Origin of the sequence: Candidatus Cybelea sp. (assembly GCA_036489315.1) — a bacterium.
In the GTDB taxonomy this organism is placed as follows: Bacteria; Vulcanimicrobiota; Vulcanimicrobiia; order Vulcanimicrobiales; family Vulcanimicrobiaceae; genus Cybelea.
Map to the genome: position 1 here is coordinate 1 of DASXFZ010000057.1, position 22,009 is coordinate 22,009.

The 22,009-nt window shown below is 65.7% G+C and carries 19 protein-coding genes; 2 read left to right on the forward strand and 17 right to left on the reverse strand.

What is annotated here, in order from left to right:
• A partial coding sequence (locus VGG51_12365) for a hypothetical protein (GenBank protein HEY1883822.1) occupies window positions 1–599 on the forward strand: 599 nt, incomplete at its 5' end.
• 1,120 nt (window positions 600–1,719) lie between these two features.
• Window positions 1,720–2,415, forward strand: a complete 696-nt coding sequence (locus VGG51_12370) for a hypothetical protein (protein HEY1883823.1) — start codon at window positions 1,720–1,722, stop codon at window positions 2,413–2,415.
• 26 nt (window positions 2,416–2,441) lie between these two features.
• Here VGG51_12370 and VGG51_12375 read toward each other — a convergent pair whose 3' ends face one another.
• From VGG51_12375 to VGG51_12455, 17 genes are all read right to left on the reverse strand, one after another.
• Window positions 2,442–3,794 carry an alkaline phosphatase family protein gene (locus VGG51_12375; protein ID HEY1883824.1) on the reverse strand — a complete coding sequence of 451 codons (1,353 nt, stop codon included), beginning with the start codon at window positions 3,792–3,794 and terminating at the stop codon, window positions 2,442–2,444.
• A 125-nt stretch (window positions 3,795–3,919) separates the two neighbouring features.
• Window positions 3,920–6,067, reverse strand: a complete 2,148-nt coding sequence (locus VGG51_12380; protein ID HEY1883825.1) for a helicase-related protein — start codon at window positions 6,065–6,067, stop codon at window positions 3,920–3,922.
• Window positions 5,961–7,280 (reverse strand): protein translocase subunit SecF, encoded by a 1,320-nt coding sequence (gene secF / locus VGG51_12385; GenBank protein ID HEY1883826.1) that lies wholly within the window; start codon window positions 7,278–7,280, stop codon window positions 5,961–5,963. The genes VGG51_12380 and secF overlap by 107 nt, the downstream gene beginning before the upstream one ends.
• A gap of 3 nt (window positions 7,281–7,283) precedes the next feature.
• On the reverse strand, window positions 7,284–8,627 hold the full coding sequence (secD, locus tag VGG51_12390) for a protein translocase subunit SecD (protein ID HEY1883827.1): 1,344 nt from the start codon (window positions 8,625–8,627) through the stop codon (window positions 7,284–7,286).
• Between the two features lie 42 nt (window positions 8,628–8,669).
• Window positions 8,670–10,466 (reverse strand): sodium:solute symporter family protein, encoded by a 1,797-nt coding sequence (locus tag VGG51_12395; GenBank protein ID HEY1883828.1) that lies wholly within the window; start codon window positions 10,464–10,466, stop codon window positions 8,670–8,672.
• Window positions 10,457–12,511, reverse strand: a complete 2,055-nt coding sequence (locus VGG51_12400; GenBank protein HEY1883829.1) for a flagellar biosynthesis protein FlhA — start codon at window positions 12,509–12,511, stop codon at window positions 10,457–10,459. Before VGG51_12400 ends, VGG51_12395 begins: the two co-directional genes overlap by 10 nt.
• Window positions 12,508–13,182: an EscU/YscU/HrcU family type III secretion system export apparatus switch protein gene (locus tag VGG51_12405; GenBank protein ID HEY1883830.1), complete on the reverse strand. Its 675-nt coding sequence runs from the start codon at window positions 13,180–13,182 to the stop codon at window positions 12,508–12,510. The genes VGG51_12400 and VGG51_12405 overlap by 4 nt, the downstream gene beginning before the upstream one ends.
• A 336-nt stretch (window positions 13,183–13,518) precedes the next feature.
• Window positions 13,519–14,235, reverse strand: a complete 717-nt coding sequence (locus VGG51_12410) for a flagellar biosynthetic protein FliR (protein HEY1883831.1) — start codon at window positions 14,233–14,235, stop codon at window positions 13,519–13,521.
• The gene (locus VGG51_12415; protein HEY1883832.1) at window positions 14,229–14,498 is read right to left on the reverse strand and encodes a flagellar biosynthetic protein FliQ; all 270 of its coding nucleotides are present in this window, start codon (window positions 14,496–14,498) and stop codon (window positions 14,229–14,231) included. Before VGG51_12415 ends, VGG51_12410 begins: the two co-directional genes overlap by 7 nt.
• Before the next feature lie 34 nt (window positions 14,499–14,532).
• A complete protein-coding gene (metF, locus tag VGG51_12420) occupies window positions 14,533–15,444 on the reverse strand; it encodes a methylenetetrahydrofolate reductase [NAD(P)H] (protein ID HEY1883833.1) in 912 nt (303 codons plus the stop codon).
• A 14-nt stretch (window positions 15,445–15,458) separates the two neighbouring features.
• A complete protein-coding gene (fliP, locus tag VGG51_12425; protein ID HEY1883834.1) occupies window positions 15,459–16,118 on the reverse strand; it encodes a flagellar type III secretion system pore protein FliP in 660 nt (219 codons plus the stop codon).
• Window positions 16,115–16,393 (reverse strand): flagellar motor switch protein FliN, encoded by a 279-nt coding sequence (gene fliN / locus VGG51_12430; GenBank protein ID HEY1883835.1) that lies wholly within the window; start codon window positions 16,391–16,393, stop codon window positions 16,115–16,117. Before fliN ends, fliP begins: the two co-directional genes overlap by 4 nt.
• Window positions 16,377–17,861: a hypothetical protein gene (locus VGG51_12435; GenBank protein HEY1883836.1), complete on the reverse strand. Its 1,485-nt coding sequence runs from the start codon at window positions 17,859–17,861 to the stop codon at window positions 16,377–16,379. Before VGG51_12435 ends, fliN begins: the two co-directional genes overlap by 17 nt.
• A complete protein-coding gene (locus VGG51_12440) occupies window positions 17,852–18,415 on the reverse strand; it encodes a hypothetical protein (protein ID HEY1883837.1) in 564 nt (187 codons plus the stop codon). Before VGG51_12440 ends, VGG51_12435 begins: the two co-directional genes overlap by 10 nt.
• On the reverse strand, window positions 18,412–19,011 hold the full coding sequence (locus tag VGG51_12445; GenBank protein HEY1883838.1) for a lytic transglycosylase domain-containing protein: 600 nt from the start codon (window positions 19,009–19,011) through the stop codon (window positions 18,412–18,414). Before VGG51_12445 ends, VGG51_12440 begins: the two co-directional genes overlap by 4 nt.
• Complete coding sequence (locus VGG51_12450) at window positions 18,998–20,044, reverse strand: EscN/YscN/HrcN family type III secretion system ATPase (protein ID HEY1883839.1); 1,047 nt, start codon at window positions 20,042–20,044, stop codon at window positions 18,998–19,000. The genes VGG51_12445 and VGG51_12450 overlap by 14 nt, the downstream gene beginning before the upstream one ends.
• Window positions 20,041–21,996: a flagellar M-ring protein FliF C-terminal domain-containing protein gene (locus VGG51_12455; GenBank protein HEY1883840.1), complete on the reverse strand. Its 1,956-nt coding sequence runs from the start codon at window positions 21,994–21,996 to the stop codon at window positions 20,041–20,043. The genes VGG51_12450 and VGG51_12455 overlap by 4 nt, the downstream gene beginning before the upstream one ends.
• Window positions 21,997–22,009: the final 13 nt, after the last annotated feature.

The window sequence follows — 22,009 nt, forward strand, 5'->3', positions numbered from 1 at the left end:
CCGTGGTGATCTTTGACAAACTGTCAAGAACGGATGAAGCTCGCCTATTCATTGACATAAATACTAAGCAACGCCCGGTCCCCAATGAATTGCTGCTCGACATAAAAAAACTGGCTAGCTACGACACGGAACTGGAAGAGACTTTAGGCGAGCTTTTTAATAGGCTCGCGACGGATGAGAACAGCCCACTCCTGGGGCTCATGTCGCCATCCAAAAAGGCGACAGGTAAGCTGTCGCGAGTGACAGTGAATGGAGCCCTCAAGCCGGTGTTAGCTAAGCTAGACGATCCAGACATCGAGCGAACGTATGACGTCATCAGCGAATACCTGCACGCCGTCACATCCATTCTTAAGTCAAAGAAACAGCTCAAGGCGATAACCTCTCCCACTGTGTTCCGAGCGTTTCTAGCGTTGTTTCCCGAAGTGGCGACCCGAGTAAAGGATCGATATAACGGCGAATTCACAAAACGGAACTTTTCTCGTGAACTTCAGCCGTTATCCGATAGACTTACTGCAGGCCAACTTTCCAAGCCCGGCGACAGCTATAGGGTCTTTTATTCAACGTTAAGCCGACACCTAGAGCGTAAGCTTTCGCTTTAGCACTATGTCGACAGGATATTACGTTGCCGCAGTCTTGCCGGCCGCAATTATCCAAAAGCAGTCCTCGAGCGCAGACTCTTTGCGAAATTTTATCCTTAAAGGAAACTATGCGATTTACGCTGATACTGACCCTTTGGAGTTGACGGCTTCCGCCCCTGATCAACTCTTGGACGCATGGTGTGGTGATATATCACGAATTGCGAGCGCAGCATTCGAATCCGCGGCTAGCGATGTTTCCGTTAAAGACCTGCCGCGTTCACTAGGGTGGCTTTTGATCAAATCGTATTACGCAGCTTTTTTAGCGCGCACGCCCTCCTAAGAATGAATGGTAGTTCCCTAGCTTACTTTGATAGCAGAGGCATCGCTGCTCTGGTCAGGGCGGCTCGAACCTATTCCGTGTCGATTTCGCCAACTTCTGGATTATCGCCAACAAGGATCGTCGGCTCCGGTAACACTCTTGAAATCACTTCAAGTAAGCTTTCCGGGCATGGACATGCGGCTGTTTGGGAGGCATTTGACGATTTTCTTGATGATGTTACTCGCAAGGTTGCAACGCTTCCCACGACAGCGGAGACGAAAGATGCACTCGACCAACTTTTAAAGTTAACATCGTACTTGCGTCGGTCCGGCGTTGCTTGGTTGTCCGCAACGAGAAATGAAATAAATTACAGGCAGTTGCTCGATGTATGGTTTCCATATGGAAGGTCAAGGCCGGACCACAGGAGGGTCTTGAGAATGGCAAGTCAATGGGCGAACGCTTTCAAGGTAGATAGACATCTCCCTAAAGCGGATCACGCAGGACTCATTCTGCTTGATTTATCGATGTTAATCGTGCGTCTGTGCCGAGAAGTGGTGCTCGCGGCGGCGGAGCTTAATACAGCAGGGAGATCGTTTTTGAATAACACAACGATAAAGATGTTGAGATTGGTTGGAGGTCATGGAGCGTAAAGTGGTCGAGTCAAGGAATAAGGCTGAACCGGCCTGACAGCAACGCGCCCGGCGCTGGGGCGTTTTGAACGCCCATGGCTCCCATCCGCGCGTGATTGTCCCCTCGGACAGCGGATGACGCTGCGCCTCGCCGGCCCGCGTGTCCGGTTTTGGAGCCCCTCTTTATTAACCCATGGGCTTCGCCGACGCGCTCTCCAGCGCGGGCGTAAAGTATCTCGCCGCGAGTCCCGAGACGATGCTCGCGCCCGGCGTGCCGAGCAACGTGGCGCACGCGATCGCCGCCCACGAGAACGACCCGAGCGCGATGGCCCACAGCGTCGTCGGCGACGTCATGCGCACGAAATACGACGCCGGCGATTTCGGCGGTTTCGGGCCGGCCGCCGCCTTCGACGTGCTGGACGTGAGCCCGGAGAAGATTCGCTCCGCGGAAGCGTCGATCAAACGCCTCAACGACGACGTCGCCGCGCAAGCTCGTAACCGCGACGTTGGCGGCGCCGTGCGCGAAGACGCCCGCGCAATTCCCGGGATGGTGCGCTTCCCCGGCGGCTCTGCCATGCCGTGGCACGCCGATCGTCCCGCGATCGCTTTCTACGACACGCTCGCCAGCGACGGCCGGCTGGATGCCGGGTTGCGCGGCGATGCAAAAGCCGCCGCTGATGCCGTGGGGAACCTGGTACTTGCCCACCGGGAGAGCGGCGAGTTCGGGCCGTTTGGCGGCGCGGACTACAGCGATGCCGCCGGCCCGACCGTGCACTTACCCACGTCGGCTAAGCAGATCGATCCCTGGGCCTCGGCCGGCGTCACCGAGACGCACAACGCGTTCTATACGAAGGTCGACGAAGGCGCGATGACGCGGGTGCTCGCCTAGCATCCGGAGGCCGCCATCCGTTGGGGCTACTCTGAATCAGGTGGTAGCCCTGAAGGCGGCCGCGATAGAAAGTATGCCGGCGGATAAGGCGCGGGGATCGGCTGGAAGACGCGCGGTTTCTGCTTGAAGTCAAAGCTGTCCACAAGGCTGGTGGCGCGCGTATCGGTGTATCCTCTGGAAGCCGGTCCGAGCGAATCGAGCTGGAACGTTTCCTCGATGAGTTTGAGAACGCTGCCGAATTCGTACGGCGTATGCGAAACGTACTCGACCTTTGCGTAAGGCGAGATGATGATACATGGAACTCGAATGCCGAGACCGACGAAATCGCGTTGTGGGGGCGACACGTTGTCGTACCATCCACCCCAGTCGTCCCAAAGCACGACGATAGCAGTGGTGTTCCAGTATTGGCTCTCACCGATTGCATTCACCACACTCGCTACCCACGACGCTCCCTTGTCGCTCTGCGAGCCGGCGTGATCGGAGTCCATGCCATCTGGGATCACCCACGATACCTGCGGGAGCCTTCCATGTGCGATATCTCTGAGCACCGTCGTTTGAGGCGAGATGACGTTCCTCTCCCAGTCGGGCCCAAACCGCACTTTCCGCATGGCCGCAAACGGCGACCAGAGCCGCGCTAACGCATACCTGCCTTGCGGCGCGTAGTACCTCCAGCTTATGCGCGCGGCGTCGAGCGTCTCCGCCATCGTATTATATTGTGTAAAGCATGGAAACGGTCCGTTCCCGCTCCTCTCGCGTTGCGGGTTCAGCAGATACGTCCACGTGCCAGCCGGAGCATCGCAACCCCAAGGCTGCCCGGTCGGACCGTCGACCTCGGCTTCATCGGCGCTAATGTTGGTCGTGCTCGCGACCAAATCGAGGTGGGCCGTAAACGATGGCCCGAACATCGTCGGAAACATGTGGTCCGCCAGCACGTATTCGCGCGCCATCGTCCAATACGGAGTGACTTGCTTACGCTGGAGATACGCGTAGACATAGGTTCCGGCCGGCCTATTGTTCGTGTAGAGGCTTCTGTCGAATCCGTTCATGCGGCCGTGGTTCCAGTCGGCCATTGCATTGCCCCAGTTGTGGAGTACATCCGGCCCCTTGAAGGTGATCGCGCGAAGGCGAACTCTGGCTCCAGTGTGCGTGTAGCCGTAAAACGTCGTATCGGCACCCTTGAAGCCGGCAAAAATGTCGTTGAAGGTCCGATTCTCCTGCACGATGAGAACGACGTGCTTGATGTACTTGCCCTCGGGCCCCTTTTGTGGCGGTCCCTGCGTCGGCGGCGTAATCGGGACCGGCGAGCTGCTGCCGCCACTCGAGGAACAGCCCGCGAACGCTGCTGCAATGAGAAAGACGACGCCGAGGCAACGCGTCATATCTGACCCCGCATTCTCCAGATGGTGCGTTATGGTTCTCTTTTTCGAGCGAGCGCAGCCCGATTCCGGCCGGACGCCGGTTTCGGACGACCGCGCGGGCTAAGAGGCTGCCGCCGTTTTCGTGCCTAACGGCGGAGCTGCGCGCGCGAGGGATAGATTGGCCGGTTGATGATTCGCTCGAGCGTCGGCGCGGGAGCCTTCAGCGCCAACTCGCAGAAGCGGGCAAAAGCATCGCGTGTCGCTTCGCCCTCGGCGTACCGCTCGTTGCGCTCCATCTCGATTCGTCCGCTCACCGGGAGAAAGCGAACGTAACGGCCCTCGTCGTCCTCGCCCAGTTCCACGAGCTGCGCGTCCGAAAAGATGCGCAGCGCGGCGCCGACGCTGCGATCGCGAACGCCATCGGAGTCCAAGGCCCCCGTAAGCGCGACGTTGTCGCCGTGCACGACGCCGTCGCGCGCGAGGCTGCGCAGGCCGCGATAGATCTCGCGCAGCCGCGCGAGCGGGGGCGCGTCGAGGTCGATCAGGAACTCGTTGAGGGTGCGGTCGTGCTGCCCGAAGAGCAGGTGAATGCGCGCCGGGCCGCCGTCGCGCCCCGCCCGCCCGGCCTGCTGATTGAACTCCCCCGAATCGAAGTTGAGATGGTAGAGCACGACGTGACGCACGTCGGGCAAGTCGATGCCCTCGCCAAACGCCGAGGTCGCGATGATCACCCGCAGCCGGCCCTCGCGAAAGAGCCGCTCGATCTCCAATCGCTCGCCGTTGGGCATCTTACCGTGGTAGAACATCACTTCGTCGCCCAGCTCTTTGCGCAATCGCTTGGCGACTTTCGTGACCTCCGAACGTGAGTAGCAGTAGACGATTCCCTTCTCCCGCTGCTCGCCCCGCGCAGCGAAGAGCTCGGTGAGGTAGCCGATCTTGTCTTTGGTACCGCGCGCGTCGACGACGTCGAGATTCTCACGCACCGTGGGGTCGATCACCCACGATTCGATGCGCAGGTCGGCGACGATCCGCGCGAATGCCTCGTCGGTCGCAGTGGCGGTCAGCGCGAGCACTTGGGGATTGCCGAGCGACCGGATCGTATCGGCGAGCCGAGCGTAGGCGGCCCGATGCCGCGACTCGTGCAGATGGTGCGCCTCGTCGACGACCACGAACGACGGAGCGCTCTTGCCTCGCAGCGCGTCGCGGTGGAACTCGAGAAACTCCGGCGTCGCGAGCACGACGTCCCAGGCTCCCGCCTCAAGCGCCGCAAAGAGCGCCTCACGCTCGAGCGCGTCGATCGAGCCGTTGGCTCGAAAGAAGCGCAAGCCCATCGGCTCGAGCGTTCGCACGAGCGCCTCGTATTGATCGTTGGCCAGCGCCCGCAGGGGATAGACGACCAGCGTGCGGCCGCTGCCGCTAAAGGCGCGCATCGCCGCGGTGTACTGAAAGCAGAACGATTTACCGCGCCCGGTTCCCAGCACCGCCAGCGTATTCTTCCCGGCCTCGACGCGCTCGAGAACCGCCAGCTGCGCTTCGTGCGGCCGAGCGGTTCCGATCAGCGCCGCGCGTACCAGCTCGCTCGTCTGCGCTGCATCGGTCTCGCCTCCGGCACGCATGGTTTGCAGCGACCGCTCGCGTGCACTGCGCAGCGGAGCGGCATCGCGCTCGATGAGAATGTTGACGCCGCGACTTCTACCGCTTACGGCCTGCGCTGAGCCCGTCGAGCCCCCGGTCAGCGAGGCGACCCGCGCGCGATACCGCGCACCCGCATCGATCAGCGGCGCGATATGGGCGGCTAACTTCTTGTTCAGAAAGCCCAGCTGCAGGTGGCCGTAGCACACGGCGACGGCGTTGGCGTCGTGCGGGTTCTCCGGCTGCCGCCGCAGTTCGAGCGGCGCCTCGGCGCGCATGCCGGCGATGACGTCCTGGCGCCCTTCGAAGGAGACGCCGGCGAGCTTAGTGTGAAAGCGGGTTGCGTCGTCGATCGTCGAGTAGGGATCGCGCAGATACTCATCGCCGGCCGCAAAGACGCGCTCGACGAATGCACTGGCCTCGTCGAAGGCGCTCCCTTCGGCGGCCGCATCGGTTTCGCCGGCCGCGCTCGCGGCCTCGAGCGATGTCGCTTGTGAAAAAGAACGAAGAACCGCCTCGAAGGCAGCCTCCGACGGTGTGGGCGGGGGGAGCGCGCTAGGGCGCGCCGCCTTCTTCGGGCCGCTCGGCGCCTGAGTGCTGGTGCTCGGTTGAATCTTCGAGGTTGAGCGAGATCTCTTCGTGGCCTTGTTCCAACGCTTCATCGTGCAGGCCCGCCTTCTGTGCGTCGAGAGGATCGATGCCCTCTTCTTGCGCCAGCAGCGGCTCCTCGACGGCAACCGCGCCGTTCTCCTCCGGCCGGCGCTTGCGATAGCGTTGCACGGGAGCCGGAGAGACCGAACGCGCTGCCTTCGCCTTTTGCCGGCGTTCGCGCCGCGCCGCGACGATGTCCTCGCGCGGCGCCCCGCCGCGGCCTTGCGGCGACGTCGCGTCGCCGCGCGAGCGCGTGGTCACGCTGCGCTCCGCCCCGACGCCGAGCTTGCGGCGCTTTGCCGCTGCCTCGAGCTGGCGCTTACGAAAGCCGAGCACCAAGGGTGCGGAGTAGAAGATCGAGTGGTAGCCGCCCGAGCAGATGCCGACGAGCAGCGCAAATGCAAAGTTCTTGAGGCTCGCGCCGCCGAGGGCGAGCAGCGCCACCAAGGTAATCACCACGGTCGCCAGCGTGTTGAAGGAGCGCGTCATCGTCTGCTTGATCGACTCGTTGACGATCTTCTCGTACGGCGCGCCGGCCATCAGCTTGGTGTTCTCGCGTATTCGGTCGAGAATGACGATCGTGTCCATGACCGAGTAGCCGATGACGGTCAGCACCGCGGCTAAGAACGCGTCGTCGGCCCGGCGGTCGGCGAGCGCGTAGATGCCGATCATCATCGCCGCGTCGCGCACCAGCGCGATGACGGTGACCAAACCGAAGATGTAGTTCCAGCCGAAGCGGAAGGCGATGTAGAGGAACTGGATGCCGAGCGCAATCACCAGCGCCCAGAGCGCGTTGGTGAGATACTCGCGGCCGAGCGACGGTCCGACGGCGGTGATCTGCGACGCGGCGCGGTCGACCGGCGCGACCGTATTGAGCGCTTTCCACAGCGGCGCCGAATCGTTGGCGTACGCCGACTGCGTTTGAATGACGAAAGCCTTGCCGCCCGTTCCGGCGGTCGTCACCGACTCGTCGGTCAGGCCGAGGCCGGTCAGCGCCGACTTGACCTTATCGGCGGTGGTCGGCTGCGTGAACTGCACCGAGATGTCGGTGCCGCCGGTAAACGAGAGGCCCAGGCGCAGCATGTGCGAGGGCTGGAAGCCTTTGCCGCCCTGGAAGCCGTGGTAGATCATCGCCCCGAAGCCGAGCGCAATGACGAGATACGAGATCGTTGAGACGATCCGGAACCAGCCGACGATATTCCAGTTTAGCCGACGAAACAGCATGCGCTACGCCCCCGCTCCGGCCTTGGCGAAGATGCCGACGTCCGACGGTTTGACGCCGTAGAGCTGGGGCGACGTCAGCAGATCGTTGTCCACGAGAACGTCGACCAAGAAGCGCGTGATGAAGACGGCGGTGACCAGCGAGACGACGGTTCCCCAGAAGAGCGTAAAGGCAAAACCTTTGACCGTTCCGGTACCGAGCATATAGAGCACGCCGGCGCCGACGATCGTCGTGAAGTGGCTATCGAAGACGGCCGAGAACGCGCGCTGGAACCCGATCCGCACGGCCGCGCGCATCGTCTTGCCGTTCCAAAGCTCTTCCTTGATGCGTTCGAAGATCAGGACGTTGGCGTCGACCGCCATACCGATCGAAAGCACGAAGCCGGCGATGCCCGGCAGCGTCAGGGTTACGTGCGAGAGGGCGAGAATCGCCATCATCACGAGCACGTAGACCGCCAGCGCCAAGTCGGCCAGCAGGCCGGGCAGACGGTAGACGGCGATCATGAAAATCAGGACCAACCCCAGGCCGAGCGCCGCCGCGCGCATCGACTGCACCAAGTCGATCTTGCCGAGCGTCGGGCCAATCGACTCTTTCTCGATGATCTTCACGCTGACCGGCAGGGCGCCGGCGTTGAGTTCGTTGGCCAGCGTGATCGTATCTTCTTGGGTGAACGAGCCGGTGATCTGTCCGCTGTCGTAGATCGGGCTCTGGATGATCGGCGCCGAGAGATAACGGTGATCGAGAAAGATGCCCAGCGGCTTCTGCAGATTCGACGACGTCAGCTTGCCGAAGCGAGCCGGGTCTTTGGTCTGGAAGTTGATGTTCGGCCGGCCGGACTGATCGTAACTCGCCTGCGCACCCTTGAGGTCCTTGCCCGAGTAGACGACCGGGCCGCTGAGATCGTAGGCGGTCTTCGAGACGTACGCTTCCGCTGCGGCCTTTTGCTTGGGCGTTGCGGTCACCAGGTTTTTGAGGACGTCGTTGGCGGCGTCGGCCTTCTGCATCACGTCGAACGGCACGATCTTATACGCCAGAACGGCAACCTGCTTGAGCACCTGCTCCGCTTGATCGGGATCCTTGACGGCGGGAAGCTCGACGAGAATCCGGTTGACGCCGACGTTGCTGATCGACGGTTCGGCGACGCCGAGTCCGTTTATGCGTCTGTCGATGACCTCGCGAGTCTGCGCTTGGACCTGCGCCGTGATCGTCGGGACTTCTTCGGTGGGATAGAGCTGCAGCAACAGCCGCGCTCCGCCTTGCAGATCGAGGCCGAGACGGATCGTCTTTTGCACCGGCACGACCGACCAGATCGCAAAGACGCAGACCGCGACGATAACTAACGCCTTCAACGGCGTTTTAAGATTCTTCCAGTTCATTGAAGCCGGTGGGGTTTAGCTTTTCACCGGCGCCGGGCCTGCCGCCGGACGCCAGAGATGCCGTCCGGTGAAAAGCAGTCCGAGGGTGGCCAAGGCGGCTACGAGAGAGCAGAGCAAGCCCGCGCCTGGACGCCCGTAGATAAAGGCCCCGGTGGCAAAGAGCGCCCCATAGACGGCGCCCAGCCCAAGCACCCAGCCGAGCAGCGCCATCGGCAGCGAGTCCGGCGACGGCGGGAGCCCTCCGCGGCTGCGGATTCGGCTCCAGCCCGGCCCCGCCGGCCGCACCTTCTCGTAGAAAGCCGCCAGGGCCGCGTCACCGACCGGCGGTGTCAGGAAGGTAACCGCGATCCAGACGAGCGTCGTAGCGCCGACCGTGATCAGCAGCGCTGTAGTCGCGTCGACGCCGTGCCCGTAGCGGTGCGCGATGAAGAACCCCAGCGACACGACGAACGAGCAGAGCATCGCACTGACCTCGCTCCACGCGTTGATCCGCCACCAGAACCAGCGCAGCAGATAGATCAGGCCGGTGCCCGCGCCGATCGAGAGCAGCAGCGTGAACGCGTCCTTGGCGTTATCGAGAAAGAGCGTGAAGACCACGCCGAGCGCCATCAGCAGCGCGGTGACCAGCCGTCCGGCGAAGACCAGCTCTCGCTGGCTCGCGCCCGGTGCGATGAATCGCTGATAGAAGTCGTGGACGAGGTACGACGTGCCCCAGTTGAGGTGCGTCTCGATCGTCGACCGATACGCGGCGAAGATTCCGGCAACCATGAAACCCGCAAATCCCGCGGGCAGAAAGACGAGCATCGCCGGATAAGCTACGTCGTTGCCGATCAGATTCGGGCTGAGCATCGGAAAGCGCGCGTGAATATCGTGCAGGCTCGGGTAGACGATCGTCGACGCGAGCGCAACGACGATCCACGGCCAGGGCCGCAGCGCGTAGTGCATCGCCTGAAACATGAACGTGCCGAATAGGGCGTCGGACTCGGTGCGCGCCGCGAGCATCCGCTGGGCCACGTAGCTGCCGCCGCCGGGCTCGGCGCCCGGATACCAAACCGACCACCACAGCACGGTAACCGGGATGATGAAAACGGCGAGTGCGCTCTTGGGATCGCCGAAGTTCGGCAGAATCGATAGCGCGGCCGTGCGGCTTCCGCTAAAATGCGCGACGAGCCCGTGCAAGCCGCCGACGCCTGGGGCGTGGATCGCAAAGTACGCCGCCGCGAACGCCGAGCTCATCGTGATGCAGAACTGAATCATGTCGGTGACCATCACGCCCCAGAGGCCGGCCGTCGCCGCGAAGACGATCGGAATGACGACGCAGATCGCGAGCGTCTCCCAGCGCGGCCAGCCGAAGAGGACGCCGGCAATCTTCACCAGCGCCAAGTTGACCGTTGCAATGATCCAGCAGTTGAAGAACAGCCCGAGATAGATCGCGCGAAAGCCGCGCACGAACGAGGCCGCGCGCCCGGCGTAGCGCAGCTCATAGAACTCCAGATCGGTGAGCACGCCGGAGCGGCGCCAGAGCCGCGCATAAAAGAAGACGGTTGCCATACCGGTGAGCAGAAACGACCACCACAGCCAGTTTTCGGCGACCCCGCCGTCGCGTACGAGGTTGGTGACGAGATTCGGCGTGTCGGTCGAGAACGTCGTGGCGACCAGCGAGATCCCGATCAGCCACCACGGCGCCTGGCGTCCGGCCGCAAAGAACTCGGTGATATTCCGCCCGGCTCGGCGCGCGAGCACGATGGCGGGCAGAAAGCTCACGCCCAAAGACGCGACGACGATGACCCAGTCCAGCGTCGTCAGGTGCATGAAGCGAGCGCGTTCGTCTCTTCTTGAGCGATGACCTCGGCCGGTACGAGCGCCATCTCGTTGGGGAGCTCGCCGTAGGCGTAAACGGCGACGCGTATTCCGGAGCGCAGCAAGAAGTCGGCGAGCACCGGCCGCAGCGCCGAGGTGCAGACGACGGCGGCGCGCTCCCGCGGCGTGCGCATCGCGTACCGTTCGATCCGCGCGCGCACCGCAAGCGCGGTCGCCGGCTCCGCCCCTTCCGCGCCGTAGCGGCACCACGCCGCAATCAGCCGTTGCTCGAACTCCGGCTCGAAGATCGCCGGCTCGAGCGCCGTGACGCCCCGGCGGCGCAAGAGATCCGGAACGATGGCTCGCCGAGCGCACTCCGCCAGCTCGCGCGGATCGCGCGTTGCGGCTTCGAGCATCGCTTCGAAGACGGCGATCGGATCGCGCGGCCACGCGCCCTCGCGCAGCAGAAGCCCAAAGGTCCGGTGCACGGCGCCGAACGGCAGCGCTTCTCCGCCGATCTCCTTCACCACCGCCGGCACCGTCGAGCGGAGATGTTCGAGCAGCGTATGCAGCTCTTGACGCCCGACGAGCTCGGCGGCGTGGGTCCGGGCGATCTCTGCCAGATGGGAGCCGAGCACGGAGATCGGATCGAAAACCAGCGCGCCCGCATTGAGCGCGCTCTCCCGCACGTCGGGCGGAATCCAGGCGGCGGGCAGTGAGTAGACGGGTTCGCGTTCGATCTGCACCGAGAAGCGCGTCAAGACCGCTTCGTCGGCGACCGCGAGCAGCCGCTCGAGTTCGAGGCGCCCGCTCCCCGCCAAGCGATCGCGAACCCGAATTCCGTAAGTGCGCGGATCGCGCCCAAGATCGTCGCGCAAACGTACGCCGGGAAGAACGACGCCGATGTCGGCTGCCAGCGCTCGGCGAACCTCGCCGATCCGGTCGAGCAGCGCGTCAGCTAGCGGCGGCGCCAAGAGTTGTGCGAGATCGGCGCCGATTTCGAGTGCGACGGCGTCGACGCCCACCAGGCCGAGCGCTAGCTCCGGGCGCCGCATCGCGTTACGCTTGAGGCGCTCGCGCGCCTCGACGGCCTCGCTCTCGCCGCGCCGGCGATTTCGCTGCGCGGCCGCCAGCATAAACGCCGTCGCACCCAAGAAGATAAAAAGTGGTCGCGGCAATGCCGGCACCAGCGCAAGCGCCAGCAGCAGGCCGCCGGCGCTGCGCAAGACGTCGGGCCGCGCAAAGAGCTGCGTCGCGAGATCGGCGCCGAGCGCACCCTCCGATGCGACGCGGGTGACCATCAGGCCCATCGCCGTCGAGATCAGAAAGGCCGGCAGCGTCGTCACCAGCGCGTTTCCGATCGAGAGGAGGGCGAAGGTCGAGATCGAGTCGACGGGCGACAGCCCATGGTAGAGCACGCCGACGAGCACGCCGCCCGCCAAGTTGAGCGCGACGATCACGAGCGCCGCGATCGCGTCGCCCTTGACGAACTTTCCCGCACCGTCCATCGCGCCGTAGAAATCGGCCTCGCGTTGAACCGTTTCGCGTTTGCGCCGCGCGCCTTCGGCATCGAGGGAGCCGGCGTGAACGTCGGCGTCGATTGCCATCTGTTTGCCGGGCATCGCGTCGAGCGTGAAGCGGGCCGCGACTTCGGCAACCCGCTGCGAGCCGCTGGCGATGACGACGAACTGAATGGTCACGAGGATCGCAAAGACGATGATGCCGACGACGAGATTTCCGCGCACGACGAACTCTCCGAACGCGGGAATGATCGCCCCGACCGCACCCGGCGTCGCCCCCGACGTCAAGATCAGCCGCGTCGCCGAAACGTCGAGCGAGAGCCGAAAGAGCGTGGCGATCAAGAGTGCCGGCGCGAACGCCGAGAACTCTAGCGGGTCGTCGACGGTCACCGAGAGCAAGAGCACGAGCGCAGAACCGAAGATGTTGATTCCCAGCAGCAGATCGAGCAGCCACGGCGGCAGCGGCACGATCAGGATCGCGACGATCGCCAATAGTAAAGCGGCGAACGCGTAGACCGCGCGCCGCGAAGAGCTCATACGGCCGGCTCGCTCGCGCGCGCGAGCGCAATGACGACTTCGGCGACCGCGAGATAGTGCTCGCGCGGAATCGGCTCGACCGAGCGCACGTCGCGATAGAGGGCTCGCGCCAGCAGCGGATTGTCGACGACCGGGATGCTGTGCCGGACGGCAAGCGCGCGAACCTGCAGTGCGAGGTCGTCGATCGCGCGGACGAGCACCTTCGGCACCGTGACGAGCGGCGGTGCGTATGCGAGCGCTACGGCGACGTGGGTTGGATTGACGACGACGAACGCCGCCTCTTTTACCTTTGCGAGGCCGCCGCGCAAAAACGCGCGATGGAGCGAACGCCGCCGGCCGCGGGCGGTGGCGTCACCCTCTTCTTCCTTCTGTTCGCGTCTACGCTCTTCGAGGCTCATCCGCAGCCGGCGCAGCCACGCGTTGCGCGCGGCTGCGAACTCGACCAGCGAGAAGAGCAGGCCGATCCCCGCCGCAACGGCGACGACCTCGATCGCGCAAGACCATGCCGCAGTCGCGAAACGGTCGAGCGAGGTTGAGGCGAGCAGCGCCGGTGCGCTCGCTGCAAACGCCGGGAACATCGCGCCCGCAGCACATGAAAACGCGAGGATCGCGCGCAGCGAATGCCCGAAGCGTCTCGCGGGAAAAGACGCGGCGTATTCCTTGAACTGGATTGAGGCGCTCGACTTTCATCCCGACCGGCACGAACGCCAGGCCCCCGTTTTGCAGCAGCGTCGCGAACGTACCGGCGAGCGAAGCGCAGAGAATCGGCACGAGCGCAACGGCGGCGACCGCCCCGGCGCTCGGGGGAGCCGGGCGCAGCGACGCGGCCTGGGCGAGCGCATCCGCCCCGAGGCTCGCGATGCTCGCCGCGATGCCGGCGACGCCGCAGGCCGCCGCCGCGAACGAGCAGTTCACCGCGAGTTCACTCGAACGTGCGACGTCACCCTCGCGCCGCGCCTTGGCGATTCGCCGCGGCGTCGCTTCGAACGGCTTCTCTTCGCTATCGCTCATCGTGCCGGCCCGGGAAACAAAACGATCGGGAGCGGAGCATGCTGCGCTTCGAGCGGCACGACGACGGTGCTTGCAAGGAGCGCGGCGGCGAAGGCGAGCGGAAACGCGAGCGTAAAGCTGCCGAAACGCGGAACGACGCGCGAAAGAGCGCCCAGCGCAATCTGCACGACGAATGCCGCAGCGACCGCCGGCGCGGCGACCTGCAGCGCGACGACGACGAACGTCTGTGCGAACCACGCGGTGAAGCTCGTCCACTGCGCGGCGTCGATCGCGCTTGCCGGCGGAATGCGGGTGAAGCTCTGCGCGAATGCGAGCAGCATCGGACGGTACGCGCCGGTCAGAAAGAAGGCGCCGGTAAACGCGAGCGACCAGACGCGCCCGTAGCCCGAGGGCGCCACCAGCGCGACGCTCGGAGCGATCGCCTTGACGCCGATATAATCGTCGACGACGCGCCCTCCCGCGTACGCGCCGTCGTAGATCAGCGACGTGGTCATGCCGATCGCACTGCCCAGCAGAAACTCGACGAGCAGCGCGGCGACGAATCCGTAGATGTCCTCGCTGCGGGTACGCACCGCCAGCGGCCGTGCGACGAGCATTGCCAGCGAAAGCGCGAGCCCGCCCCGCAGCGCGACTGGGACGCTTGGATGCGAGAATCCCGGCGCGCGAAAGACGAAGCCCGCGCAGCGGGCTAATACGAGCAGGCCGCTTACCATCCCGAGCCCAGCGCCGGTATCGCCGCGATCGCACGATCGAAGAGCGAGGCCAGTAAATGCATCGCGGTCGCTCCGAACGCGGCGACCAGGAGGCCGACGGTAACGATCTTCGGGAGAAGCGTCAGCGTCTGTTCCTGCACTTGCGTCGCGGCCTGGACGACCGCAACCGCCGTCCCGACGAGCGCGGCGCCGGCGAGCATCGGCAAAGCGATCAGCGCCGTCGTGACGAGCGCATCGTGCAAGAGTCCGTCGAGCGCCTCCACGCCCTAACGGTAAGGGAACGGCGTTACGAGGGCGTTACGCGGTTGTTATAGCGGTCGCGTTGCGCGGGGCCGGCCGCCACGCACTCGCGGCAAGCAGTGCGGAGACGATCGCGCGCGTGGCGGGCGAACGATTGAGCGTGTAAAAGTGCAGGCCGGGCACTCCGGACTGCAGCAGCTCGGAGGCTTGCATCGATGCGTAGGCCACACCCAGATCCTCAACGGCCTTGACGTCGCCCTTGCGCATCTCCATCTCGACGCGCAGCTTCGGTGGAATGCTCGCGCCGCACATCGCGACGAAGCGCTCGATCTGGGCGAAGTTTGTGATCGGCATCAGGCCCGGCAGCATCGGCACCGAGATGCCGGCGTCGCGCGCCCGGCGCTCGAACGCGAAGAAGAGCGCGTTGTCGAAAAAGAGCTGCGACACGAGAAAGTCGGCACCGGCGTCCGCTTTGCGCTTGAGCGCTTCAAGGTCGGCGTCGACCGTCGGCGCCTCCGGGTGCTTCTCCGGGTAGCATGCCGCGCCGATGCAAAAGTCGTAATTACGCCGCAGCATCGCAATCAGCTCGTCGGCCTGGGTGAAGCCTCCGGCGGTTCCTTCAAAGGCGGTGCCTGCGGGCGCGTCACCGCGCAGCGCCAGCACGTTCTCGATGCGTGCGCGCGCTAAGTCGTCGAAGAGCGCACGCAGGTCGGCGCGCGAAGCGCCTACGCACGTAACGTGCGCGACGACCGTCATCCCGATCTCTTGCTGAATCTGCTTTGCCAGTGCGACGGTTCGTGCGCGCGTCGAGCCCCCCGCGCCATAGGTGATCGAGACGAAGGCCGGCCGTAAGGGCGCCAGCGCCTCGATCGTCGTGAAGAGCTGCTGCGAGCCGGCATCGTCTCGGGGCGGAAAGAACTCGAAGGAGAAAAACGGCCGCTGGGTCGCGAGCGCCTCGCTGATGCGCATATGCGGCTCGTCTCTTAACGAAAGCTGCCCGCGACGCCTCCGCAGAGCAGCGCCCAGCCGTCGACCATGACGAAGAGCAGGAGCTTCACCGGCAGCGAAACAACCGGTGGGCTCAACATCATCATGCCCAGGCCCATCAGCATCGCGGCGACCGCCAAGTCGATCGCAACAAAGGGCAGATAGAGGGCGAAACCGATGGCGAAGGCGCTGCGAAGCTCGCCGACGACGAAAGCCGGAATCAAGACGGTCATCGCGACCGCGCGGCGGGGCGGCGGCGCCTCTCGCGCAATCCGTTCGAAGAGCGCGATATCGGCGGCGCGCGTCTGCCGCAGCATGAACGAACGCAGCGGTCCGGTCGCGCGCGCGAGCGCCTGCGACGGCGTCAAGCGCCCGTGCGTGTAGGGCTCGACGGCCTCGCGGCCGATCCGCTGTGCGGTCGGCGTCATCACGACCATCGTCAAGACCAGCGCAAGGCCCGTAAGCACCGCGTTGGGGGGCAGCGCGGACGCACCAATGGCGGAACGCACCAGCGAAAGGACGACGACGATCCGCACGAACGACGTGCACATCACGAGCAGCAGCGGCACGAGCGAGAGGAGCGTCAGGCCTACCAGAAGGTCGAGGGGTTCGCTTCCGTGACGCCCCGCGGCCGCGAGCAGCGGATCGAGATTCACGGCGATCGCCCGTTGCGCAGCAGTTCGGTTATGCGCAACCCGAAACTCTCGTCGACGGCGACGATTTCGCCGCGGGCGATCGCGCGATCGTTGACGAGCAGCTCGACCGGCGCGTTGGCCGCGCGATCGAGCTCGACGATCGATCCGTTTCCAAGCTTGAGGATCTCTGCCACCGACATTTTGCATCCGCCCAGCTCGACGGTCAGCTGGAGCGGAACGTGCAGCAGCAGGCCGAGATCGTCGCCTTCGAGCGGACCATTACCATCGACGACCATCGCTTCTTACGAGTCGCCGGCTGCGTCTATCCGCAGCGCGCGGCGGCCGCCGGCGAGCCCGCACGTTCCGCGCGCGAGCGCGCGCCCGAACGCTACGAGCGTGCAGCGGTGCAGTTCGTCGGGAGACCGGCAGCGTCGCGCCCGCTGCGAGCGCCGCTATCGCGCGGCTCGAAACCGGACCGAGAGCGAACCGCACGCGCGTCGCGATCGGGATCTCTGCCAGATGCGCGGCTTCGATTCGCGTTTGCGGTTGCGAGGACGGATCTCGCGTCAGCGCGATTCCGATGCGAGCGACGACCGGTTCGAGCAGTGAGAGTTCGAAGTACGTCGCGAGCCGCTCGATCCGGTCGACGCGCTCGGCGCCGAGGCTCTCCCGCGTTCCGCAGACCGAGCCGAGGTGCGCCGCAAGCATTCCGATCGTGCGATCCAAAACGTCCCGCTCGAACGGTGAGAGACGGCGGTTCCCGCGCGACGGAGGCTCGCCGAAGAGCGCCGCCGCGAGCGTGGCCGCATCGTCGGGGCGAAGGACGACGATTGCCTCGGCGACGCTGCCGCGGATGCGATAGAGAAGCGCATCTCGCAGGAGGGTCGGCCACGCGCAGCGGCGCGGAATCGAAGGTTCGACGACGTGCAGTTCAACCGGCGCGGCAAAGAGCGCGGCCAGCGACTCGCGGACGCCGTTGGCGACGACGCAGGCTGCGCTCACCGGAAGCGAGGAGCGCCTCGTAACGACCCATTCGCGCACGCGCCGGTTCATTTCAACAGATCCATCGCCGTTTTGCCGAGGTGGCCTTTGGCGGTCTCCGCTGCTTGCAACGCGTCGAACGTAATGTACGCCTCTTTCAGCCGCGCGAGGCTCTCGTCCAAGTCGACCCGGCTGCGCATGCGATGGAGCGGTTCGAGCGCGGCAAAACCGTCGCGTCCCGCCACCGAGCTGCGCGTCGACGCCCGGCGGCGCAATATGCAGGCCGTCGCTTTCGGAAAGGCGCGTACCGGCCGGAAAACGCGCGAGCGCGAGGCGGCCGGCAACGATGCGCCGCGACTCCCGGATTCCGCTGCGCGGGTCGATGCTCGTTCGATCGTAGGCGAGGCTGCCGTCGGCCTCGACCCGCGCGTTCGCGGCGCGCCCAAGCGCTTCATCGATCGGATCGACCCGCAGCTCCACGAGCCGGCTCGAGCCGTCGAGGCCGCAGATCGCGCGCCCGTCGCGATCTTCGAGCCGCCCGTTGTGAAGCGCGAACGATCCGTCGCTGGTGAAGCCGGTCTCGCCGCGCGCGTCGCGAGCAACGAAGTAGAGGCCGCCGGCGGCGCAGACCGAGAGGGGATCGAGCGTGAAATCGGAGATCGCCGCCGGCGTGGCGACGTCGTCGTGCTGCGGCACGCTGCCGGGAACAAAGGCGCGACGCACGTCCGCGGCGCGTTCGGTGATTCGGTCGAGCGCCGCGCTCAACGCTGGGTTTAGGAACATATCGATCCTCCGTTGGTGAGGGGCGTGGTCTCGAATCCGCGTGCCGCCAAAGCCAGACGCGCCTGCGCGAGCGCCCGCGCGACGAGCTGGCGCATCTCGGGCCGGCAGAGCGCGACGAGGGTAACCGTGCCGGCGTTACTTTGCAAAATCACATGGACGCGAGCGCCGCCGCGTCCGAGCGAGAAGGTCGCGCGCCGTACCGCTGCGTTCGGCCGGAAGAACGTGCGCTCGATGCGGCGGCTCAAAGGTAATATCGCCCGAAACGTCGCCGCTCGCGCGACGTTGGGGGCGAGCTGCGGCCGCGCGCGGCGAGCTGCGGAGCCGCTGGTTTGGCGATACTCGGCGCAAGGTTCGAATAACCGGTGCTCGGCGGGCTGCTGCGGCCGGCAGGCGATCGTTGCAGCGGCCTGCGAGCGATGCGCGGTCTGCGCCGCCGGCCGCGTCTGCTTGCGATCGAGATGAAGCGCCGAATACCAGGCTTGCGAGAGCGCTCGCCGGTCGATCGCCGCGAGCGGTGCCGCAAGAATGCTGACCTCGAGCCGTTCTGTCGTCATGGCAACATGCTGTCAGGCGCAGGTGAACTTTCGGTCGTCGCCGGGTTGCCGAGTTGAGAACGCCGCTGGTACGACGAGAGAACACGCTGCACGTACTCGCGCGTCTGCGCGTACGGCGGCACGCCGCCGAAACGCTCGACCGCATTGGGGCCGGCATTGTACGCCGCCAGCGCAAGGGTCACGCTGCCGAAACGATCGAGCAGGCTGCGCAGATATCGCGTCCCGCCGTCGACGTTCTGCCGCGCGTCGTACGGATTGCGTACGCCCAATGCCGCGGCCGTCCCGGGCATCAGCTGCATCAAACCCTGCGCGCCGGCGCTCGAGACGGCGCGCTCGTCGAACCCGGATTCGTTCTCGATGACGGCGTCGACCAGCGCCGGATCGAGGTTGCGGCGAGCCGCGGCGGCCGCGACGATCCCTGCGATCTCACCTCGCGGCGTCCGGGCCGCAGCGGGAACGTCTACCGGCACTTGCGCGCGCTGCGCGTCGTACACTCTTGCCGAAAGGATCTCGTCGAATTCGCAAGCGCCGGCCGGCGCGGTCGTTATCTCGGCGATGCGACGGCGGACCGCAGCGAGTTCGTCAGCGATCTGCACGTTCGTCCTCCACAAGTTCGGCGAGCGCGGCCAGACGCGAGAGCGTCTCCGCCGGCTCGCAGCGCCGCGCGGCCTGGCGAAGGAAGTCTTCCAAGCGATCTTCGGCCGCAACCGCAGCGCGCACCGGCGGCTCCTGGGACTCAAGGCCCAAACTACGCGCGTCCGTGACGCGCTCGAGCGCGGCAATCGCGCGGCGCACGGCTCTTGCCGCACGAAGCTGCGCGCCGTCCGCGACCATCTCCATCGTGCGGCTGGTGCTGGCGAGCACGTCGACGGCGGGGAAACGTCCGGCTCGAGCGAACGCGGTCGAAAGCGCAATGTGGCCGTCGAGCAGCGAGCGGGCGGCTTCGCTGACCGGATCGCGATCGTCGCCGTCGTTGAGCACCGTTGCGATCAAAGTGACCGAACCTTCCGCGAGGACGCCGGCTACCTCGACGAGCCGCGCCAGCTCGGCGAACACGCTGGGCGGATAGCCGCCGCGTCTGGTGCTCTCTCCCTTTGCAATGGCAAGTTCGCGCAGCGCCGCGGCAACGCGAGCCAGACTATCGAGCACGAGCAAAACCGAGAGTCCGCGCTCGCGAAGTGCCCGCGCCTGCGCGACCGCAACGACTCCCGCGTCGAGACGCTCGAGCGCGGGACGATCGCTGGTCGCACAGACGACCGTCGTACGCTCGTTGAGGCGCGCGATCCACTGCTGCGCTTCGCGACCCCGCTCGCCGGCCAGTGCGACGACGACCGCGTCGGCGGCGCATCCGTCGACGAACGCCTCGAGCAGTGTCGTTTTTCCAGCGCCGGGCGCGCCGAATATCCCGATCCTCGCGCCGCGCCCGATCGTCAGCAGCCCGTCGACGACCCGTACGCCCGTCCACAGCGGCGTGACGACCGGCGCGCGCTGGGCGGGGCGCGGCGGCCGAAGCGCGATCGATATCGCGCGCCCGCACAACGGCGGACCATCGTCGAGCGGGTGGCCGGCGGCATCGATCGCGCGGCCGAGAGCACACGTCCCCAACTCCAGACGTCGCGGCGCCATCATTCGTGCGCAGCCGCGATCGCCGCTTCGAGCCGCGCCGATAACCGTAAGTCAATCGTGCCGGATCGCAGCTCGACGACGATATCGCCGGGGTGCAGCGAGGTGTCGTTAATTTTTTCGACCTGCAGCTCCGCAAGCGCTTCGCGATCGCGCGGGTGGACGCGCACCGCAACGATCCGTTCGTCGACGAGCCGTTCGCGCGTCTTCGCGACGATCGAGGCGACGTCCGCAGCTCGCAGCGCGAGTTCGCGCGCCAGCACGTTCTCCGCAATCTCCTGCAGGAGGCGCGCCACGCCGGCATCGAGTGCATCGGCGAGCGCCGCACGAAAACGGCGAATCGCACCAAACGCCATGGCGTACTCATCGGCCGCGTGCGTGCAGTGCACGGTTGCGCGATCGAGTTCGGGCCGGATCTCGACTTCCGGGAGCGCCGGCTCGTCAAGCGGTTGCAGCGGACGCAAGAGCGCCGTCAACGGAACGAACTCACGCATGGCGGCGAAGGAGCTCATGCGCTTCGTCGAGCAGCGGCGCGTGGCTGCGCTGCATTCGCCGTACGATTGCCTCACGTTCGTGCGGCGGATAGAGCTCGAGTACGGCGGTAGCCGTCGCGGCCGGAAGGGCGCTGATGATCGCGGCCGCAGCGTGCGGCGGTTCTTGTTCGAGCAGCTGCGAACGCGTGCCGGCGCGAAGCCTGCGGCCGCTTTCGACGTGCGCTCGAGCGCCGCGCGCTCCAGCAGCGACCGTACGAGCTCACCGCACGGTGGAATCGCGAACCGAACGCAGACGACCAGACCGATGGCAACGACGAGTGCCGGCGCGAGGGGAATGAGCGCGCCGTACAACAGCGCCCAAGCATCCCGGCGCATTTCGGGTGGCTGGTGGAAGCTGACGGCTTCGACCGCCAACAGGTCGCCGCGGCGCGCGTCGAAACCGACCGCCGCCTCGGCAAGCTCGCGAATCTTCGCGAGGTCCGTCGATCGACCGCGGTCGACGAATACCGCGGTCGAAAGCCTCCGCAACCCTCCGGGCGCCGCCTGCGAGGTGATTTCCCGGGTGTCGCTTCCACGATCGGCACCCTCCTCGGCGCGCCGGTAGCGTTTACCGCCGCCGTCAAAGCTCTCGCTGCGCCTGGTACCGGCAATCGCTTGCAGTCCGACGGGCAGGCGGCGAACGTCGCGCTCCGAGACCTGCTCGTTCGCGTACTCCGCGCGCACGCGAACGATCGTCGTGCCGTCGCCGAATGCAGCGTCGAGCGCCGTCTGCAGCGACGCCTGAAGCTGGGCCGCGTCACCGTTGCGCTCGTTGCTCTCTCCGAGCGCGACGCCGCGATCGTCGAGGATCGTCACGCGCTTGGCCGAGAGCTCCGCAACGCTCGCGGCGACGAAGGAACGAATGCCGTCAATCGTCTCGTGCGAGAGCTGCGAGCCCGAACGCAGCCGCAGCCGGACGCTCGCGCTTGCGTCGTGCGCGGTTTCGTCGGCGAACTCCGCCGCCTTCGCCGGTGCGACGATCACCCGCGCGTCGTCGACGCCGTCGATGCCGCGCAATCCGGCTTCGATATCGCCCGCCAGGCCCGCACGAGTCTGCGCGTCGACGACCGCTTGCGGCGTCAGGACGCCGATCGCACCCAGCGCTTCGCCGGTGCTCGAGAGGTGCGGGTGCGGGACCCCGGCGAGCGAGAGACGCAGCAGCAGATCGTTACGCCTCCGGGCGTCGACGATGACGTTGTCGGCGGTCGCCGTGAACGCGACGCTCCAGGCGGCCAGCCGTTCTTCGACCTCACCGAGCTGTTCGGGATGTAGCGGCGCCGCAAAGAGCGCGACGCGCGGCGCGTGCGCCAGAATTGCGAGCGTGAGTGAAAGCGTTAAGAGTGCCAGCGCGCCGCCGCCGGCACAGGCACGCGTCACGCGAGAGAGGGCGTTCCAGCGCCTGCCCATCAGCGTCAGCGCGTGCATCACCAGAGAACTC

Excerpts from the sequence above, each read along its gene's own strand:
- VGG51_12370 (HEY1883823.1), top strand. The coding sequence starts at position 1,720 with ATGGGCTTCGCCGACGCGCTCTCCAGCGCGGGCGTAAAGTATCTCGCC.
- VGG51_12375 (HEY1883824.1), bottom strand. The coding sequence starts at position 3,794 with ATGACGCGTTGCCTCGGCGTCGTCTTTCTCATTGCAGCAGCGTTCGCG.
- VGG51_12380 (HEY1883825.1), bottom strand. The coding sequence starts at position 6,067 with ATGAAGCGTTGGAACAAGGCCACGAAGAGATCTCGCTCAACCTCGAAG.
- secF (HEY1883826.1), bottom strand. The coding sequence starts at position 7,280 with ATGCTGTTTCGTCGGCTAAACTGGAATATCGTCGGCTGGTTCCGGATC.
- VGG51_12395 (HEY1883828.1), bottom strand. The coding sequence starts at position 10,466 with ATGCACCTGACGACGCTGGACTGGGTCATCGTCGTCGCGTCTTTGGGC.
- VGG51_12400 (HEY1883829.1), bottom strand. The coding sequence starts at position 12,511 with ATGAGCTCTTCGCGGCGCGCGGTCTACGCGTTCGCCGCTTTACTATTG.
- VGG51_12410 (HEY1883831.1), bottom strand. The coding sequence starts at position 14,235 with ATGGTAAGCGGCCTGCTCGTATTAGCCCGCTGCGCGGGCTTCGTCTTT.
- metF (HEY1883833.1), bottom strand. The coding sequence starts at position 15,444 with ATGCGCATCAGCGAGGCGCTCGCGACCCAGCGGCCGTTTTTCTCCTTC.
- fliN (HEY1883835.1), bottom strand. The coding sequence starts at position 16,393 with ATGGTCGTCGATGGTAATGGTCCGCTCGAAGGCGACGATCTCGGCCTG.
- VGG51_12435 (HEY1883836.1), bottom strand. The coding sequence starts at position 17,861 with ATGTTCCTAAACCCAGCGTTGAGCGCGGCGCTCGACCGAATCACCGAA.
- VGG51_12440 (HEY1883837.1), bottom strand. The coding sequence starts at position 18,415 with ATGACGACAGAACGGCTCGAGGTCAGCATTCTTGCGGCACCGCTCGCG.
- VGG51_12450 (HEY1883839.1), bottom strand. The coding sequence starts at position 20,044 with ATGATGGCGCCGCGACGTCTGGAGTTGGGGACGTGTGCTCTCGGCCGC.
- VGG51_12455 (HEY1883840.1), bottom strand. The coding sequence starts at position 21,996 with ATGCACGCGCTGACGCTGATGGGCAGGCGCTGGAACGCCCTCTCTCGC.